Annotated in this window: 11 protein-coding genes and 1 pseudogene; 6 read left to right on the top strand and 6 right to left on the bottom strand. The window is 69.8% G+C overall.

What is annotated here, in order from left to right; translation table 11 throughout:
• The first annotated feature begins 63 nt into the window (after positions 1–63).
• Entirely contained in the window at positions 64–1,701 is a 1,638-nt protein-coding gene (locus tag MKK75_RS11990) for an acyl-CoA synthetase (RefSeq protein WP_244042796.1), read from the top strand.
• Between the two features lie 100 nt (positions 1,702–1,801).
• Here the strand turns inward: MKK75_RS11990 and MKK75_RS11985 are convergent, their stop codons facing one another.
• Positions 1,802–1,966 carry a hypothetical protein gene (locus tag MKK75_RS11985; RefSeq protein WP_244042795.1) on the bottom strand — a complete coding sequence of 55 codons (165 nt, stop codon included), beginning with the start codon at positions 1,964–1,966 and terminating at the stop codon, positions 1,802–1,804.
• Positions 1,967–2,230: 264 nt separating this feature from the next.
• On the opposite strand from MKK75_RS11985, the gene MKK75_RS11980 reads away from it, so the two are divergent.
• Together MKK75_RS11980 and MKK75_RS11975 are read left to right on the top strand one after the other, a co-directional pair.
• Positions 2,231–3,475, top strand: coding sequence for an alpha/beta hydrolase (locus MKK75_RS11980; protein ID WP_244042794.1), 1,245 nt, complete (start codon positions 2,231–2,233; stop codon positions 3,473–3,475).
• Between the two features lie 816 nt (positions 3,476–4,291).
• Positions 4,292–6,559, top strand: a complete 2,268-nt coding sequence (locus MKK75_RS11975) for a TonB-dependent siderophore receptor (protein WP_244042793.1) — start codon at positions 4,292–4,294, stop codon at positions 6,557–6,559.
• Here the strand turns inward: MKK75_RS11975 and MKK75_RS35700 are convergent.
• Positions 6,543–7,052 (bottom strand): annotated as a pseudogene (locus tag MKK75_RS35700) (leucine zipper domain-containing protein). The gene MKK75_RS11975 and the pseudogene MKK75_RS35700 sit on opposite strands and share 17 nt — an antisense overlap.
• Before the next feature lie 112 nt (positions 7,053–7,164).
• The gene (locus MKK75_RS11965; protein ID WP_244042792.1) at positions 7,165–7,842 is read right to left on the bottom strand and encodes a TetR/AcrR family transcriptional regulator; all 678 of its coding nucleotides are present in this window, start codon (positions 7,840–7,842) and stop codon (positions 7,165–7,167) included.
• A 549-nt stretch (positions 7,843–8,391) separates the two neighbouring features.
• Here MKK75_RS11965 and MKK75_RS11960 point away from each other — a divergent pair.
• The 3 genes from MKK75_RS11960 to MKK75_RS11950 are packed head-to-tail and all read left to right on the top strand — an operon-like array spanning position 8,392 to position 12,600.
• Positions 8,392–9,411, top strand: coding sequence for an HlyD family secretion protein (locus MKK75_RS11960; RefSeq protein ID WP_244042791.1), 1,020 nt, complete (start codon positions 8,392–8,394; stop codon positions 9,409–9,411).
• The gene (locus MKK75_RS11955) at positions 9,408–10,982 is read left to right on the top strand and encodes a DHA2 family efflux MFS transporter permease subunit (RefSeq protein ID WP_244042790.1); all 1,575 of its coding nucleotides are present in this window, start codon (positions 9,408–9,410) and stop codon (positions 10,980–10,982) included. The genes MKK75_RS11960 and MKK75_RS11955 overlap by 4 nt, the downstream gene beginning before the upstream one ends.
• A gap of 1 nt (position 10,983) precedes the next feature.
• A complete protein-coding gene (locus MKK75_RS11950; protein WP_244042789.1) occupies positions 10,984–12,600 on the top strand; it encodes an efflux transporter outer membrane subunit in 1,617 nt (538 codons plus the stop codon).
• A gap of 212 nt (positions 12,601–12,812) precedes the next feature.
• On the opposite strand, the gene MKK75_RS11945 is transcribed toward MKK75_RS11950, so the two are convergent.
• The 3 genes from MKK75_RS11945 to MKK75_RS11935 all read right to left on the bottom strand — a co-directional run bounded on the left by MKK75_RS11945 (position 12,813) and on the right by MKK75_RS11935 (position 15,357).
• The gene (locus tag MKK75_RS11945; RefSeq protein ID WP_244042788.1) at positions 12,813–13,988 is read right to left on the bottom strand and encodes a glutathionylspermidine synthase family protein; all 1,176 of its coding nucleotides are present in this window, start codon (positions 13,986–13,988) and stop codon (positions 12,813–12,815) included.
• The gene (locus MKK75_RS11940; protein ID WP_244042787.1) at positions 13,988–14,449 is read right to left on the bottom strand and encodes a hypothetical protein; all 462 of its coding nucleotides are present in this window, start codon (positions 14,447–14,449) and stop codon (positions 13,988–13,990) included. Before MKK75_RS11940 ends, MKK75_RS11945 begins: the two co-directional genes overlap by 1 nt.
• A gap of 149 nt (positions 14,450–14,598) precedes the next feature.
• Complete coding sequence (locus MKK75_RS11935) at positions 14,599–15,357, bottom strand: SDR family oxidoreductase (RefSeq protein ID WP_244042786.1); 759 nt, start codon at positions 15,355–15,357, stop codon at positions 14,599–14,601.
• Positions 15,358–15,370: the final 13 nt, after the last annotated feature.

Here is a 15,370-nt window from a genome sequence, read left to right as displayed (position 1 = left end):
TCGATCCGCCCCCGTCGGCAAGCTACTGTCTCGGCAAAGACTTGCCGGAACCGGGAGGACGGGATGGCCCGCGACACGATCTACGACCGCGACCTCGATCGCGTGCCGGCCAACCACCAGCCGCTGACCCCCCTGCTCTACCTCGACCGGGCCGCGCGGGTGTTTCCCGACCACGTCGCGGTGGTCCACGGCACCCTGCGGCGGCCCTACCGGGACCTCTACGCCCGCGCCCGCCGCCTCGCCGGGGCGCTCGCGGCCCGGGGGATCGGTCGCGGCGACACGGTGGCGGCGCTGCTCGCCAACACCCCCGAGATGATCGAGTGCCACTACGGCGTGCCGATGACCGGGGCGGTGCTCAACACCCTCAACACCCGCCTCGACGCCGCCGCGATCGGCTTCTGCCTGGAGCACGGCGAGGCCAAGGTGCTGATCACCGACCGGGAGTTTTCCCGCACGGCCGCCGCGGCGCTCGCGGGTCTGGCGACCCGGCCGTTCGTGATCGACGTCGACGACCCGGTCTATGACGGCCCCGGCGAGAGGCTCGGCGAGACCGACTACGAGACCTTCCTGGCCGGCGGCGACCCGGAGCACGATTGGTCCCTGCCCGGCGACGAGTGGGACGCGATCACGCTGAACTACACGTCTGGCACCACGGGCGACCCGAAGGGCGTGGTCTATCACCACCGCGGCGCGGCTTTGCTGGCGCTCGGCAACGTGGTCACGGGCGGGCTCGGGCAGCACCCGGTCTATCTCTGGACCCTGCCGATGTTCCACTGCAACGGCTGGTGCTTCCCCTGGACCCTGTCGATCGTGGCCGGCACCCATGTCTGCCTGCGGCAGGTGCGGGCGGACGCGCTGTACCGGCTGATGGCCGAGCACGGGGTCACCCATCTCTGCGGCGCGCCGATCGTGATGCAGATGCTGATCAACGCCGCCGATTCCGAGCGCCGGGACCTGCCGCAGCGCGTGGCCTTCTTCACGGCCGCCGCGCCACCCCCGGAGGCGGTGCTCGCCGGCATGTCGGAGGCCGGGTTCGACGTGACCCACCTCTACGGGCTGACCGAGAGCTACGGGCCGGCGGTGGTGAACGCGTGGCACGCCGACTGGGACGCGCTCGCGGCCGACCAGCGGGCAGCCAAGAAGGCCCGCCAGGGCGTGCGCTATCCGGTGCTGGAGGCCCTCGACGTGCGCGATCCCGACACGCTGGAGCCGGTGCCGGCGGACGGGCGCACGATCGGCGAGGTGATGATGCGCGGCAACGTGGTGATGCGCGGCTACCTCAAGAACCCGGCGGCCACGCAGGCCGCCTTCAGGGGCGGCTGGTTCCGCACCGGCGACCTCGGGGTGAAGCACCCGGACGGCTACGTCCAGCTCAAGGACCGCTCGAAGGACATCATCATCTCAGGGGGCGAGAACATCTCGTCGATCGAGGTCGAGGACGCCCTGTTCAAGCACCCGGCGGTGGCGGGCGCCGCCGTGGTGGCCAAGCCCGACGCGAAATGGGGCGAGACGCCCTGCGCCTTCGTGGAGCTGAAGCCCGGGGCCTCGCCCAGCGCCGACGAGCTGATCCAATGGTGCCGGGGTCGGCTCGCGTCCTACAAGCTCCCCCGCCACGTGGTGTTCGGCGAATTGCCCAAGACCTCCACCGGCAAGGTGCAGAAGTTCATCCTGCGGGAGCGGGCCCGTCAGGACGAGGCCTGAGCGCCTGTCCGGCGCGCGTGAACGAAGGTCCGGTTTCGAAAGGGCGAGCCCTTTCGCGGGTCCAGGGCGGAGCCCTGGGGAACCCCGGACCTCGGGCCGCTCAGGCCTGCGGCTTATCCCGACGGTCGGTCCGCACCGGGACGCGCACGGCCCGCAGATCGGCCGCGATCTGGGCGAAGAGCGCCTGAAACGACACCAGGCTGAACAGGGAGATGGAGGCGACCAGGGCGGCTGAGACCAGGGTCTTGGCTGTTGCGGGATCCACGACGGATATCCTTGGTTGAGGCTCGCCCGGGGAGATCCGCAAGGAATTCCGGGCGCGGACGGCGATCACGGCGCCGTCACCGACTGAAGATGGGCGCGCGGATCCCGCGGCGCCAGCACCGCCAAGGTCGCGCCTGGCATGCACCTGGGTTTGGGCTCGTCAGGGACCCTGCAACCGGTCCGTGTGCAGCTTTCCCGGTGGTCGAGCGTTGCGTTTCCCGCAATAAGCGCCCGCGCGGAGCAGGGTGCACCCGGGAGAGACGGCATGGCCGGCAACGGCATCGCGAACGGCGCCCTCGCAGCGCTGCTCGCCGTTCAGGTATCGGCCGTCGCCGCGGGAGCCGCCCGCGCGCAGGGGACGGTGCCGGCCGAGGTGCCGGTGCAGCGATCGGCCCAGGGGCCGAGCCAGGGCCCGGCATCCGCGCCCGCCGGCCCGGCCCCGGCCGAGCCGGTGACCCGGGCGGGCTATTTCTACATCGGCGGCCGCTATCAGAAGCTCGGCGACAAGACCGTGATGGTCGGCCAGATGTTCGTGCAGTCGCGGACCCCGGCCCGGATCACGCAGCCCTATCCGGTGGTGATGGTGCACGGGCTCGCCCAGACCGGCGTGAACTTCCTCGCCACCGCGGACGGGCGCCCGGGCTGGGTGCAGCGCTTCGTCGAGAAGGGCTTTCAGGTCTACGTGGTCGATCAGGTCGGGCGCGGGCGCTCGGGCACCAACCCGGAGGTCTACGGCCCCTACGACCGCCTCGGCACCCGCAGCCTGGAGCGGACCCACACGGCGCCCGAAGTCTACGACCTGTATCCGCAGGCCAAGCTCCACACCCGCTGGCCGGACGGGCCCGGCGTGCAGGGCAATGCCGGCTTCGACCAGTTCTTCGCCAGCCAAGTGCCGTTCCTGGCCAACAGCCAGCAGACCGAGGAGCTGGTCGATCCCGCGCTGGTCGCGCTCCTCGACAAGATCGGGCCGACGATCCTGCTCACCCACGGCCAGGCGGCTTTGTTCGGCTGGGCGGCCTCGGATGCCCGGCCCGACCTTGTGAAGGCGCATGTGGCGGTCGAGCCGAGCGGGCCGCCCTTCTTCGACGTGCAGTTCCGCGGCGGCAAGGATTTCTGGGAGAAGAGCGGCGACGGGCGCGCCCGCGCCTACGGGTTGACCCGCATGCCGCTGACCTTCGCGCCCCCCGTCAAAGCCCCCGAGGATCTGGTGGTGGCGCAGCAGACGAAGGCGGCGGACGGGCAGGTGCGCTGCTGGCTCCAGGGCGAGCCCGTCCGGACCCTGCCGAACCTCGCGAAGGTGCCGACCGTGCTGGTGACCGCGGAGGCCTCGTTTCACGCCACCTACGATTCCTGCACGGCCGCCTTCCTGACCCAGGCCGGCGCCAAGCCCGACGTGATCCAGCTCGCCGACCGGGACCTGCGCGGCAACGGCCATATGATGATGCTGGAGACCAACAGCGATGCCGTGGCCGACCTGCTGGCCACGTGGCTCGCGGGGCGGGTGAAGTAGGGCCTGGGCCGGTTCGGACGCCTCGATCCTGCTACCCTACGCTTAATCGCGTCAAATAATTTCGCCCCCCTCTGCGGTCCGGGTGTTCCGGTTTACGGATGCGCACCCGGAGACGTGCTCGACCTCGAAGGGTTTGAGGCCAGCCCTTTCGAGGTGTTTGGCCAAGCGCAGGGCACGGGATCGGCGCCCCCGACGCGTGACACCCACCCCTTTCCCGGACAGGTGGAGCGAAGCGGAACCTGATCCGGGATCCAGCACACGAAGCGCCGCGTCAGCGGCACAGGTCGATCCCGATCGACGCTGCGCGACATCGTGTGCTGGATCCCGGGTCGCATTCCGCTTTCGCTGCGTGCGCCCGGGAACGGGCCGCGTTCGCGATACGCGGGCCGGTGCCGAAGCGGCGCGCGGCAACAGCGTCGGATCTCCGCACAACACCTTGAACGGGCTGGGCTCGAGGCTTTCGCGACGCAGTAAGACGACCTGATTCCCCCGTCGCGCGCGACGACGGGGGCGCAAACGGGGCGCGGGTCCCCGCCCCCGCAAAGGGGGAAGGGAGACGCGCGGCCACCCGTCCGACCGATCCGGCGGCGATCCGGGTCTTCGCAAGCTCGCTACCAGAGCGTGTCGCCGCGGCAACAGCCCTCGCCGGAAGCGCGAGGGCGGCTTGCGGCCCAGCACGGCTGCGCGTACGTCACGTTTAAGAAAACGCAATCCCGACAGTACTTTAGCACAATTCTAAACAGCGTGACAGCAGCGCCGGGGCCGCTTCCGGCGAATGCGGTCGGCTGCCCGCGGCGTCGCACACGGCCAGGTCCCATGAGAGTTGCTTACCCCCGCCCCGAAGCAATCGGCGTCACCCTGCGCGTCCTGCTCGCGGGCGCCTCCCTGACCGTCCTGGCCCAGGCCGCGAGCCCGGCGCTCGCGCAGGACGCGACCCCGCCGCGCCGCGGCGCGTCCGGAAACCCCCCGGCCGGGGGCAGCGTCCAGCTCGAGGAACTGAGCGTCGAGAGCCGGGGCGGCGGCGCCCCGGTTGCGGCCCGGGCCGGGGCGGGCGCGCGGGCGGTGGAGAGCCCGACCGGCCCGATCGACGGCTACGTCGCCCGGCGCTCGGCCACCGCCACCAAGACCAACACCCCTCTGATCGAGACGCCGCAATCGATCACCGTGGTCGGCCGCCAGCAGCTCGACACGCAGAACGCCCAGACGCTGACGCAGGCGACCCAGTACGTCGCCGGCACCTACGCGGGCACCTTCGGTGCCGACACGCGCCTCGACTTCTTCCAGCTCCGCGGCTTCGTGGTCAGCGATTACGGCCTCTACCTCAACGGCCTGCAGCTCCTGAACTACGGCTTCGCCTACAGCCGGGTGGACACGTTCGGGCTGGAGCGGATCGAGGTGCTGCGCGGCCCCTCCGCGGTGCTGTTCGGCGCCGGCAATCCCGGCGGCCTGATCAACCAGATCAGCAAGCGCCCGACCGAGAACCCGTTCGGGTATGTCGAGGTCGGCGGCGGCTCCTTCGACCAGCGCTACGCCGCCTTCGACGTCGGCGGTCCGGCCGACGCGGAGGGTCACTGGTTCACCCGGCTCACCGGCTATGCCCGCAACGGCGGCACGCAGGTCCAGGGGGCGCCGGACGACAGCTACTACATCGCCCCGGCCTTCACCTATAAGCCGGACGGGTCGACCAAGTTCACGGTGCTGTCGAGCTTCCAGCACGACAACACGGCGGTGACGGCGAACTTCCTGCCCTATTACGGCACGGTGCGGCCGACCGTGCTCGGCCTGCGCATCCCGCGTTCGCTCAACGTGGGCGATGCCGGCTTCAACACCTACCAGCGCGACCAGGCCTTCATCGGCTACGAGTTCGAGCACGTCTTCGACGATACCTGGGCGGTCCGCCAGAACGCCCGCTACGCCTACACGCAGAGCTACCAGAACTCGTATATCGGCCAGCTCGGCTACACCGATCCGCTGCAGACCCAGCTCGGCCGCTACCTGTTCCGGGATTCCGCCAAGGTCGCGCAGCTCGACGTCGACACCCAGGCCGAGGCCAAGTTCTCGGACGGGTTCTTCCGCCACGACTTCCTGATGGGCGTGGAGTACCGGAACATCCAGATCCACGACAACCAGGCCTCGGGCTTCCCCGGCCCCGACCTCAACATCCTCGCGCCGTCTTACGGCCCGCAGGCGGTCTCGGCCTCGCCCTACCTGATCAACGCCGACTCGTTCCAGCAGGTCGGCCTCTACTTCCAGGACCAGATCAAGCTCACGCCGGAGCTGACCCTGATCCTCGGCGGGCGCCAGGACTTCGTCCAGAACACCGTCTACGACCGTCTGACGCCGGCCAACACCAACGGCCGCAACGACAGCGCCTTCACCTATCGCGCGGCGGCGATCTACAATTTCGACTTCGGCCTCGCGCCCTACATCATGTACGCGACCTCGTTCCAGCCCGAGATCGGCACGGACATCAACAACCGGGCGTTCAAGCCCGATACCGGCGATCAGGTCGAGGGCGGCGTCAAGTTCGAGCCGCCCGGCCAGGGCTACTTCCTGACGCTCGCCGGCTTCGACATCCACCGCAACAACGTGCTCACCCCCAACCCGCTGAACACGATCTTCCAGACGCAGGTCGGCGAGGTGCGCTCCGCCGGTTTCGAGGCGCAGCTGGTGGCCAACATCGCCGACGGGCTCAACCTCGTCGCCTCGTTCACCAAGTTCGACTTCACCACCCTGCGGGATGCCGATCCGGCGCGGGTCGGCAAGACGCCGGTCAACGTCCCGAAGACCCTCGCCTCGCTGTTTGCCGACTACACCATCCCGGTCGGTCCGTGGCGCGGCTTCGGCTTCGGCGGCGGCGTGCGCTACGTCGGCAGCTCGTTCGCGGACGTGGCCAACACCCTGCGGGTGCCCGACTACGTGCTGTTCGACGCGCAGGTGCACTACGATTACGAGAACTGGCGCTTCCAGGTGAACGCCTCGAACATCGGCGACCGGCGCTACGTCGCCTCCTGCCAGTCGAACGTGTCCTGCTTCTACGGCGATGCCCGGCGGGTGCTGGCGAAGGTCAGCTACAAGTGGTGAGGTGAGCGGGCCGGCTCCGCTCCCCGGGACGATGCGATCCGGTGGATCCCTCCACGCCCCCATCCTGAGGGGCGATCGCGGCGAGCCTCGACGGAGGGCTCCGGGGATCGCGCGGCCGCTGAAGGGCCCCTTCGAGGCCTGCGCTCCGCGCCGGCGTCTCAGGATGAGGTCGCGGGTTGGACAAGCCGCTCCGAGGCATCCCTGTCCCATGTCGTGGACCGATCGCGTTGCCATCGCGCGCGGCTCTCAGCCTGTGTCGTGACGCGCTGTCGTGCGCCGAACCGGTGCCCAATCCGGCGCAGAGCGCCCTTGCGGTGTGCGGCCGGGACGAGCGGTCCTGCAGTCCGGCCAGGCCCCCGGCCGCGAAGCGCGCGATCCACCCGCCCACGGTCTTCACGCACACGCCCGTCGTCCCGGCCACGCGCGGCGCCGGCAACCCGCACCGGCCGCCCTCGACCCGACGGCGTCAACGGGCATTCGGATGGAGGTTCATCCGGCTATCGGTCCGGATCCCTCCGCCGTCACCAGATCAGTCACGCGACATGCGGAACGTTCCGACAGCAAGGCTTTGCTGATCGATCGATCCGGATGATCGCGTGAATCATTCAAGACTTGTCGTCAAACCGTCGATAGTCTTTGGTTGCATAACTTTTGACGAACACGGCCACGGCTTCGGCGACATGGTCTCTGATCTGATCCGGATCGATGCCGAACGCGTGCGGCGTGAACAGCATCAGCGGGACGAACTTGCCCATGATGCTGCCGGTGAAGATCTCCGCAGCCCGCGCCGGGTCGCCGCCGGTGAACTCCCCCCGCGCCCGGGCCTCCGCCAGGTAGACGGTCAGCTTCTGCAGGGTACGGCCCGGCGCCATCGCGTAGAAGGCCTCCCCGAGCGCCGGGTGCCTGTGAGTCTCGTTCACGATCATGCGAGCCAGCGCCACCACGGTCGGGCTGCACATGCATTCCAAAAGTGCGACGCCCACCGAGCGCAGGACGACCGGAACGGCGCCGTCGCTCTCCAAGTTCGCGTCGAGGACTTGTCGTACTTCATTATTCCGGTTGTCTACGACTTCGATGAACAGCTCTTCCTTGCTGCCAAAATGCCTATAGAGCGTCTCCTTGGATGAGCCGGCCGCCAGGGCGACCATCTGCATTGTCGTCTCAGCGAAGCCGTGCTGCAGGAATACGTGCTCGGCAGCGCTGGCGATCTCTGCGCGGCGCCGCGCCCCGCGCGGGATCGGCCCGCGCGCAGCCCTCCGGTCCGTTCCTCCGGCGCTTGACATCGCTCCGTCCACTCCCGCACATCCGAACCGCTGGGTTCGGTTATGGCGACTGTCCCTAAGGCAAGCCGGCCGCGTGATCGAGTGTTCCTGCCGGTCCCGCGGTCAAGAGAGTTGCGAACGCGTTCCATGACCGACGATGAGGCGGATAGGCGCCTGCGCTCCCGTAGCCGCCCGCGCGAGCGCCGCGACTTCATCGATCTTGGCTCCGAAGACAGCGCACCGCCCGCACGTCGCGCAGCGCGGGCGGACGATCGCGATGACCGGCGGCCGAGCGATCGACCGGCGGAACCCGCAACGCGCGAACGGGGACGGGCCGATGATTGTCCGGACGACGCCTCTGCGGATGACGAAGCGGATCGGGGGCGAGACGATGACGTCCGATCAGCCGATGACGCTCGCCGGGGACGCGGGCGGATTGTCAGGCCCCGCCGAGCCGGGGGGGCGGACGGTGGCTCCGACGCCGACGGGGACAGCCGAGCAAAGAACGCGGACGGGGACCGGGCCGGCAAGGATCAGGATGCCGAACGGCGGCGCAAGCGCCGGCCGCTCGTGTTCGGCATCGCCGCCCTCGTCCTCCTGCTGATGGTCGGCGGCGGCCTCTATTTCTGGCTGACCACCCGCGGAAAGGCCTCGACCGACGACGCCTACACGGACGGCAACATCGTCAGCATCGCGCCCCAGGTGGCCGGGCAGGTGGTCGCCCTCGACGTCACCGACAACCAGTTCGTCCACACGGGCGACCCGCTGTTCCACATCGATCCGCGGCAGTACGTCTATCGGCAGGAGCAGGCCCAGGGTCAGCTCGATGCGAACAAGGCGCAGATCGCCAACCAGAAGCTCGGCGTCGAGATCGCCAGGAAGAACTTCCCGGCCGCCCTGGCGCTGGCGCAGGCGAACCTCGCCTCGGCCAAGGCCAACCTCGCCCTGCAGCAGGCGAATTACGACCGGCAGAAGAGCCTGCCGAAGCTCGCCACCACCCAGCAGGACGTGGACACGACGGCGGCGAACTACCAGCAGGCGAAGGCGCAGGTGGAGCAGGCCGAGGCCCGGGTCATCCAGGCGATGCCGGTCCAGCAGAATATCGGCCAGTCCGAGCAGCAGGTCGACCAGCTCCAGGGGCAGGCCGAGCAGGCCCAGGGCCAGCTCGACCAGGCGAACCTCAACGTTGCGTGGAGCGTGGTGCGCGCCCCGCAGGACGGCTGGGTGACGCGGCGCAACGTCAATGCCGGCGACTACCTCACGGCGGGCCAGCAGGTCATGTCCCTCGTCACCACCGACGTCTGGGTCACCGCCAACTTCAAGGAGACCGAACTCGACGGCATGCACCCCGGCCAGCCGGTCACGATCGCGGTGGACGCCTATCCCGACCTTGCCCTCCACGGCCACGTCGATTCGATCCAGCGCGGCTCGGGCTCGAAGTTCTCGGCTTTCCCGGCCGAGAACGCCACCGGCAACTTCATCAAGATCGTGCAGCGGGTGCCCGTGAAGATCGTGATCGATTCCGGCCTCCGGAAGGACGAGCCGCTGCCCCTCGGCATCAGCGTGGAGCCGACGGTGATGCTGAAATGAGCGGCGATCCGAACCAGGGCTGGAAGCCGGCCTACAATCCCTGGCTGATCGCCGTCACGGTGACGCTCGCCGCCTTCATGGAGATCCTCGACACCACGATCGTCAACGTGGCGCTGCCCTACATCGCCGGGTCGCTCGCCGCCTCCGGCGACGAAGCGACCTACACGCTGACCGCCTACCTCGTCGCCAACGCGATCGTGCTCACCATCGCCGGCTGGCTCTCCGACACGATCGGGCGCAAGCGCTACTTCCTGGTCTGCATCGGGATGTTCACGGTGTCGTCGTTCCTGTGCGGCATCGCGCAGAGCCTCGGGCAGATCATCGTGTTCCGCCTGATGCAGGGATTCTTCGGCGGCGGCCTGCAACCGAGCCAGCAGGCGATCATCCTCGACACCTTCCCGCCCGCCAAGCGCGGGGCGGCCTTCGGGGTGACCGCGGTCGCCACCATCGTGGCGCCCGTGCTCGGGCCGACGCTGGGCGGCTACCTGATCGAGCATCTCGACTGGCGCTGGATCTTCTTCGTCAACGTGCCGGTGGGGATCGTGGCGGTGATCGCCAATGCGATCCTCGTGCAGGATCCGCCCTCCGAGGAGGCGAAGCGCAAGACCAAGCGCGGCATCGACTATGTCGGGCTTGCGCTGATCGTGATCGGCATCGGCTGCATGCAGATCGTGTTCGACCGCGGCGAGGACGACGCGTGGCTCGGCTCGCCCTTCATCCGGACCATGTCGGTCATCGGCTTCCTGGGCGTGTTCGGGGCGATCTGCTGGCTGCTGACCGCGAAGAAGCCGATCATCGACCTCGACGTGTTCAGGGACAAGAACTTCACCATGGGCTGCGTGCTCATCGGCGCCATGGGCTTCGCGCTCTACGCCAGCGCGGTGGTGATCCCGCAATTCGCCCAGAACGTGCTGGGCTACACCGCGCTGAAATCCGGCCTGATCCTGTCCCCGGGCGGGATCGTGGTGATCATCCTGATCCCCATCGTCGGCCAGATCATGAAGGTCGTGCAGACGCGCTTCATCGTGATGTTCGGCTTCGCCCTGATGGCCGGGGCCCTGTTCTATTCCAGCCGGCTCGCGCCCGACATCGACTACGGGACCCTGGTGCTGATGCGGTCCCTCCAGACCGCGGCGCTCGGCTTCCTGTTCGTGCCGATCTCGACCATCGCCTACCTGACCCTGCCGTCAAAATACCGCAGCGACGGCGCGGCCCTGTTCTCGATGTTCCGCAACGTGTTCGGGTCCCTGGGGATCTCCCTCTCGACCGCGGCCATCACCGAGCGCACCCAGGCCGATCAGGCGCACCTGTCGGGGTTCATGACGCCGCTGCGCTACGGCTACAACACGCTGATCCAGGAGAGCGAGCACACCCTCCGCTCGCTCGGCCGCGCCGCGTCCTCGGTGCACCAGCAGGCCGTGGCGCACACCTACCAGACCTACATGAAGCAGGCGCAGGTCCTGGCCTACAGCAACGTCTTCCAATACACGGCGGTCGTCGCCCTGATGGTCGTGCCGCTCTGCTTCCTGATCTCGGCGAAGACCGCGCAGGGCGGCGGGGGAGGACACTGACATGACCCCCCGCACGACCCGGTGGCTGCGCGGCGGCGCGGCCCTCGCGCTGTCCGGCCTCGCGGCCTGCACGGTCGGGCCGAACTTCCTGCCGCCGGCCGCGCCGCTCGCGGAATCGAGCGACTATCTCGACACCGGCCTGCCCGCCCGGACCCCTTTGCCGCTGCTGGCCCGCACCAGCGCGGCGGAGCCGGCGGTGACATGGTGGCTCGCCTTCCGTGACCCGATCCTGGCGCAGCTCGAGGATCGCGTCGCCGCGCAGAACCTCGACGTGCAGGCCGCGACGGCGCGCCTGTTCCAGAGCCGGGCCCAGCTCGGCACCGCGGCGGCGGCCGGGCTGCCGACGCTCAACGGCCAGGGCAGCGCCTACCGGGAACAGTTCAGCAAGAACGGGACGATCAGCCTCCTGTCGAGCTCGCTCGGCGGCGCGACGGGGGGGAGCGCCGCCACCGCCTCCTCCAGCAGCCTGACGGCGCCGCTGACCAACGGCTTCGAGAGCTACACCCTGGGCTTCGACGCCTCCTGGGAACTCGACCTCTGGGGCAAGGTCCGCCGCTCCGTCGAGGCCGCGCAGGCGCAGGCGGATGCCTCCGCGGAACAGCGGCGCGACGCGCTGGTCTCGAGCCAGGCGGAGCTCGCGCGCGACTACGTGCAACTGCGCGGGACGCAGGAGCAGATCCGGATCGACCTCGCCAACATCAAGGTCAACGCGCAGATCCTCGACGTGGTGCGGATCCGCCAGCAGCGCGGGCTCGTTACCGGCCTCGACACGTCGAACGCCGCCCAGCAGGTCGAGGCGATCCAGGCGCAGCTGCCGCAGCTCCAGCAGCAGGAGATCCAGCAGATCAACGCCATCGCGCTGCTGCTGGGCGAGCCGCCGCTCGCCCTGTCGCAGGAGCTGGTCACCGGCCGCGCGATCCCGCCGGTGCCGCCCCGGATCCCCGTGGGCGTGCCGTCGAGCCTCGTGCTGCGCCGGCCCGACATCCGGCGGGCGGAGGCCAACCTGCACGCGGCGGTCGCCGAGATCGGTGTCGCCGAGGCGCAGTTCTTCCCGAGCGTGACGCTCACGGCGAGCCCGGTCGTCAACGCCATCGATCCGGGCAAGATCTTCCGGGGGTCGTCCCTGCAGTACATGAATGTCGGACCCTCGATCTCCATCCCGCTGTTCGAGGGCGGGCGGCTGAAGTCGAATCTCGTGCTCCAGCGGGCCCGCCAGCAGGAGGCGGCGATCGCCTACCAGAAGGCGGTGCTCCAGGGCTGGCACGACGTCGTCAACGCGCTCGCCGCCCTGAGGGGCGACGAGGGCCGCCGGGCGCGGCTAGCCCGGCAGGTGGCGGACGCGCGGCAGGCGCTGGCGCTGGCCCGGGCGCGCTACACGCAGGGCGTCGAGATCTTCACCACGGTCCTCCAGGCCTCGCAGACTGTGCTGCAGGCCGAGACCAACCTCGTCCAGGCGACGGCGGCGATGTCGACCGACTTCGTGGCGCTGTCGAAGGCGCTGGGCGGCGGTTGGGAGTCGACCTTTCCGGCTGGTCCGACGCCGCCGCTCGACCTGTCCCGGGTCTCAATCCCGGCCGCCGACCTCACGCATGCGGGGGCCGACCCGGTTCCGCGCTAGCCGGCCCGGGCGGCCAAGCGCCTGCAAGTCGGCGGCCAAGCGGCGGCCGACTTGCAGGCGCCAGCGCGACGTCGCGTTGACTGGCGCGACCCAGGGCCGAGCGCGTCGGCGATCGGGATTGCCGCCGCTTCCGGGCGTCGAGCCAACGACCGCTCCCACCCGTCGCGGACATCCGCTGCCCGACGCCTCAGGCCTCTCACCCCGGTCGATCGCTATGCGATGAAGTGCGGCCTGATCTGCGACGTGTCGTTCGAGATCGGGCCGGTGCTCTCGCGGATCATTATCCCGGTCGGCTCATTGCCGACGACCCAGGAGCCGATCACCGCGCGGCGCCCCGCGAACACAGGCACGGGTGCCAGCGCCTGCCGAACGTACCCGCTGCCCGCGTACGGACCGTCCTCGGCCGCAGCGACCTGGCCGTCCATGATGATGGTGACGTTGGCGCCCTCGCGGCCCAGGAGGGGCTTGCGGGCGAAGCTCGTGCCGAGCTCGAACCTGCGCGGGTCATCCTCGAAGTAGGCCGGCAGCAGGTTCGGATGGCCCGGGTGGCGCTCCCACAGCAGGGGGAGGATCCCCTTGTTGCTCAGGACCATCTTCCACGGGGGCTCGACGAGGGTCGTGCCGCTGGCGGCGATCGCCGGTCCGAAGCCATCGCGCAGCAGCCACTCCCAGGGGTAGAGCTTGAACAGCAGCCGCACCGGCTCGCCGCTCCGGTCGACGAAGACCTGGCGGCCATCCTCCCGACGCAGGCCGATGTCCGACACGTCGACAAGGCTGACTCTCAGCCCGGCCTGAGCGGCGCAGTCCGCCAGGTAGCCGATCGTCCCTCTGTCCTCGGGGAACTCGGTCATGCAGGTGAGATGCAGCGCATCGCCGGCCCGGCCCCGGATCTCGACTAGGCGCGCGAGCAGGCGCTCATGCGTCGAGTTGAACTGGTCGGCGGCCGCCGGCAATGCGCCGCTCGCACGGAGATCCGTCAGCCAGCGCCACTGGAACACCGCCGACTCGAACAGGGCGGTCGGCGTGTCGGCGTTGTACTCCAGGAGCTTCGCCGGCCCGGTGCCGTCGTAGGCCAGATCGAAGCGTCCGTAGAGGTGCGGGTCGCGCGCGCGATGGCTGCGCGTGACCAAGCCGTGCGCCCAGTCCGGGATACCGAGCCGCCGCATCAACGCAGGGCTCTCCGCAATCTCGGCGGCGAGGTCGAGGCAGAGCCCGTGGAGCGCGGCGGTCGGCGCCTCGAGGTCTTCCTCGATCTGCGCGAGGGTGAAGGCGTAGGCGGCGTCCTCGCACCAGACGGTGTGACCGTCGTCGCTGGTGTGGAAGTCGTAGCCGAGCTCGGCGGCGACCGCGCGCCAATTCCCGCGCGGGGTCAGGGGTTGGCGGCGCATCAGCCACCCGCCCCGTGGGCGGCCGCCGCACGGCCCGATCCGCCGAAGCCACCGAACGTCGTGATGCCCGTAGAGGCGCGCCCGCCGGACTCGGCGGACGACCCGCCGCGATGGAAGAACCCGTAGACCCCGCCGTGTCCGCCGGACGACGCGGGCCCGGTGCTCCGGCCGGCCGGATCCGCGGCGGGGGATCGCCCGTCGCCGCATCCCGGCGCGGTGGAGTCCCCGCCGCGATCGCAGCCCGGTTGGGCCGAGCCCGCCGCCGCATGCTGCGGTTCGAGGCTGAGCGGGGCGGCGGCCCGGCTGTACTGCCAGCCGGCGAGCGCTGTCGAGCCGACCAGCACGAGGGCGACCTGATGCGATCGCTTGAGGGCCGGCCTATCGCCCTCACCCGAGGGCGTCGGGCGCGGCGACGCGGCGGCGCGACGGCCGAAGATCGGGCGCGCGCCGCGCTGCAGCATTGGGGATCCCTCCGATTTCGGTGAGGATCTTACCGAAGTGCTGGTTACCGTCTTGCTCCGAATGCAGTTCCGGCGCCGAAAAACCGAGTTTGGCCTCTGCCCGAACAGGTCAGCCTTAATGCTTCATCAGCGACCGGCGACGACCGGGTTCAGAGCTTCACGCCCTCGAGATAGCCGCGGTTCCAGGTGGGACTGATCAGGATCTCGTTGACGCAGACGGAGGCCGGCAGGCGGGCGACGAAGAGGATCGTCGCGGCGAGATCCTCCACCTGCAGCATCCGCCCCCGGTCTTCCGCCGTGACGGGAACCGGCCGCTTGTCGAGGAGGGGCGTCGCGACCTCGCCGGGACAGATGCAGCAGGACCGGATGCCGTGTCCGCATTCCTCCTGGTTCAGGCTCTCCGAGAGCGCCACCAGCCCGTGCTTGGCCGCGGAATACGCGGGCCCCGTCAGCTTGGATACGTAGCGGCCAGCCCACGAGGAGACGTGGATGATCAGGCCGCTGCGCTGGGCGCGCATCGTCGGCAGCACCGCCCGAGACGCGTAGAAAGGGCCGTTGAGGTTGGCGCCGACCACGGCGTCGATGCCCGACGGCGTGATCTCGCTCCAACCCCGCTGCGGCACGTTGAGACCCGCCGCGTTCACCAGCAGATCGCAGCGTCCGCAGGCGGCATGAACGGCCCCCCAGGCATGCTGCACGGCGTCGGCCACGCCCATATCGGCCGGAGCGACCAGCGCCTCGCCGCCCGCCGCGCGGACGCGGTCCGCGGTGCGCTCGAGGGCGTCCCGTCCCCGACCCGTGAGCGCGACCCGCATCCCGGCCTGCGCCAGGGCCAGGGCCGCCGCCTGTCCGATGCCCGATCCGGCCCCCGTGATCCAGGCGACCTGCCCCGCGATATCACGCATCATGTCGGTCGATCCT

This window comes from Methylobacterium sp. J-030, assembly GCF_022829545.1.
Classification (GTDB): domain Bacteria; phylum Pseudomonadota; class Alphaproteobacteria; order Rhizobiales; family Beijerinckiaceae; genus Methylobacterium.
The sequence above is the reverse complement of the archived record's forward strand: the minus strand, read 5'-3'. Positions and strand labels throughout refer to the sequence as shown.

What these genes read in the sequence shown, in the direction of transcription:
- MKK75_RS11990 (WP_244042796.1), top strand. Translation starts at nt 64, where the DNA reads ATGGCCCGCGACACGATCTACGACCGCGACCTCGATCGCGTGCCGGCC.
- MKK75_RS11980 (WP_244042794.1), top strand. Translation starts at nt 2,231, where the DNA reads ATGGCCGGCAACGGCATCGCGAACGGCGCCCTCGCAGCGCTGCTCGCC.
- MKK75_RS11975 (WP_244042793.1), top strand. Translation starts at nt 4,292, where the DNA reads ATGAGAGTTGCTTACCCCCGCCCCGAAGCAATCGGCGTCACCCTGCGC.
- MKK75_RS11965 (WP_244042792.1), bottom strand. Translation starts at nt 7,842, where the DNA reads ATGTCAAGCGCCGGAGGAACGGACCGGAGGGCTGCGCGCGGGCCGATC.
- MKK75_RS11955 (WP_244042790.1), top strand. Translation starts at nt 9,408, where the DNA reads ATGAGCGGCGATCCGAACCAGGGCTGGAAGCCGGCCTACAATCCCTGG.
- MKK75_RS11950 (WP_244042789.1), top strand. Translation starts at nt 10,984, where the DNA reads ATGACCCCCCGCACGACCCGGTGGCTGCGCGGCGGCGCGGCCCTCGCG.
- MKK75_RS11945 (WP_244042788.1), bottom strand. Translation starts at nt 13,988, where the DNA reads ATGCGCCGCCAACCCCTGACCCCGCGCGGGAATTGGCGCGCGGTCGCC.
- MKK75_RS11940 (WP_244042787.1), bottom strand. Translation starts at nt 14,449, where the DNA reads ATGCTGCAGCGCGGCGCGCGCCCGATCTTCGGCCGTCGCGCCGCCGCG.
- MKK75_RS11935 (WP_244042786.1), bottom strand. Translation starts at nt 15,357, where the DNA reads ATGATGCGTGATATCGCGGGGCAGGTCGCCTGGATCACGGGGGCCGGA.